Source organism: Vibrio genomosp. F10 str. 9ZD137, from assembly GCF_049974785.1.
In the GTDB taxonomy this organism is placed as follows: domain Bacteria; phylum Pseudomonadota; class Gammaproteobacteria; order Enterobacterales; family Vibrionaceae; genus Vibrio.
Genome location: NZ_JBNGCJ010000883.1, coordinates 1 through 1,963, shown reverse-complemented (window position 1 = coordinate 1,963; position 1,963 = coordinate 1). Strand labels below are relative to the sequence as shown.

Here is a 1,963-nt window from a genome sequence, read left to right as displayed (position 1 = left end):
TAATTAAGTGGACTTATCAACGCTGGGCACTCTCGGCTTGAAGTCTGATAGGCTCGGTAAAGTCAGTGGTAACAGCCACTTATTAAGGCGTTATGTCACTCAGCAAATATTGAGAAAATTTATGAAGTTTAGAAAAATTAAGTTTAGTGAATGGCAACAATTTGAAAAAATTGATATCGATCTCAGTAATCGAGTTACAGTTCTGACGGGCGCAAATGGTAGTGGAAAAACTACGATACTTAACCAACTAGCGAGGCATTCGGGATGGCAATTTAATTCATTATCAACACCTAAAGAAGATAAAGCTACAGGTATCGTCAAATTTATATCTCGTATATTTAAATCTAAAGAGAAAATCGATTCCAATTTAGGCTCAATAGAGTATGAAAATGGTTCACAAGCAAGTCTAATTATACCTCAAAATAGTAATGCAGCTCAGTATGGTATTTCTCTACAAGGTCAGCAGCATATACCATGCTTTTACATACCATCTCATCGCCCTATTTTTAGGTATCAAGTATTAGGGAATATTCCTACAGCTAAGAAAAATAAGCAAAATGCTTTTGATGAAGTGTCGAATGTAAACAAACAACGATATCAAGGGCAGAATGGTCAATCGGCAAGCTTTCTTATGAAAAATACTCTTATAGGTTGGGCTATTAATGGGTATGGTGTTAATAACAATGGGAAAGTTATTATGCCGAAAGACTCGGAACAAATTAATAATTTTGAGGGTTTTCAGGCAGTCTTGAAAAAAATCCTACCAGCGACTCTTGGTTTTGAGGAGCTTGAAATACGAAATATGGAAATCGTGTTTGTTTGTAATGGTGGGAGTGATGAGTTTTTACTTGAAACAGCATCCGGTGGCGTGAGTGCGCTAATTGATATTGCTTGGCAAATTTTCATGTTTTCTTCAAAAGAAAATAGTGAATTTACAGTCATAATTGATGAAATAGAAAACCATTTACATCCAACGCTACAAAGGTTGATCCTCCAAAGCTTAGTAGATGCGTTTCCTACTGCTTCTTTTGTTGTTTCTACGCATAGTCCCCTTGTTGTAGGTTCAGTAAAGCATTCAAAAGTTTATGTTCTTCGATATAACGCTGATAATAAAGTTGAGTCTCAAGAACTTGATCTAGTTGGGGAGGCAAAAACAGCGACTGAGATACTAGATGAGGTGTTAGGTGTATCTTTTACTATGCCAGTTTGGGTTGAGCATCAGTTAAAATCAGTCATTTCAGAGTTTTCATCAAGTGAACTTAATGCAAACTCATTTCATCTCCTTAAGTCTAAGCTTTCTGAAATGGGCTTAGAGAAAATGTTACCGCATACAATTCAATGTATTTTGGATCATCAAAATGATTAAACTAGAACGAGGCGCATGTCCGTATCCTAAAGCATTGGAAAACTCGAACTATAAACATGCAACAAATAAAGAGTCATTAAAAAAGACATCATTTGATAAGTGCATGTATTGTGAAAGCAAAATTTCACATATAGATCATGCTCATGTTGAACACATTAAACCTAAAGCAAAAGACAAATTCCCAGAATTAGAGTTCGTATGGGAGAACTTAGGGTATGCTTGCCCTAAGTGTAATGGAGCGAAGTCAGATAAATACTTTTCCCTATCACCATTTATAAACCCATATGAAGAGAAACCTAATGAGTTTATTTTCTGTGCAGGAGCTCTTCTTTTTCCGAAGAACGGTAGTGAGAGAGCTGAAATTACGATCAATCAAATAGACCTTAATAGACCAGAATTGCTCGAAAAGAGGATGAATAAAATCCAAGAAATACAAAAAAGTCTTAATGCCTGTTATCGGGTTAAGGATCCCGACTTACAAAAATTGCTAATTGATGAAATTAAGTCGATGACAAGTAAAGATAAAGAGTATTCTTATGTTGTTAAATTTTTTCTAAAATCACATGAAATAGAAGTGACTTAGTATCAAGTTTGAAG

Annotated in this window: 2 protein-coding genes; both read left to right on the top strand. The window is 35.2% G+C overall.

Features of this window, described 5'->3' with window-relative positions:
• The first annotated feature begins 121 nt into the window (after nt 1–121).
• Nucleotides 122–1,366 (top strand): AAA family ATPase, encoded by a 1,245-nt coding sequence (locus ACP45E_RS19720; RefSeq protein WP_017039155.1) that lies wholly within the window; start codon nt 122–124, stop codon nt 1,364–1,366.
• Entirely contained in the window at nt 1,359–1,949 is a 591-nt protein-coding gene (locus ACP45E_RS19715) for an HNH endonuclease signature motif containing protein (RefSeq protein WP_017039156.1), read from the top strand. Before ACP45E_RS19720 ends, ACP45E_RS19715 begins: the two co-directional genes overlap by 8 nt.
• Nucleotides 1,950–1,963: the final 14 nt, after the last annotated feature.

Bases quoted from the DNA above. Each gene is read 5' to 3' on its own strand.
- ACP45E_RS19720 (WP_017039155.1), top strand. From the start codon at position 122: ATGAAGTTTAGAAAAATTAAGTTTAGTGAATGGCAACAATTTGAAAAA.
- ACP45E_RS19715 (WP_017039156.1), top strand. From the start codon at position 1,359: ATGATTAAACTAGAACGAGGCGCATGTCCGTATCCTAAAGCATTGGAA.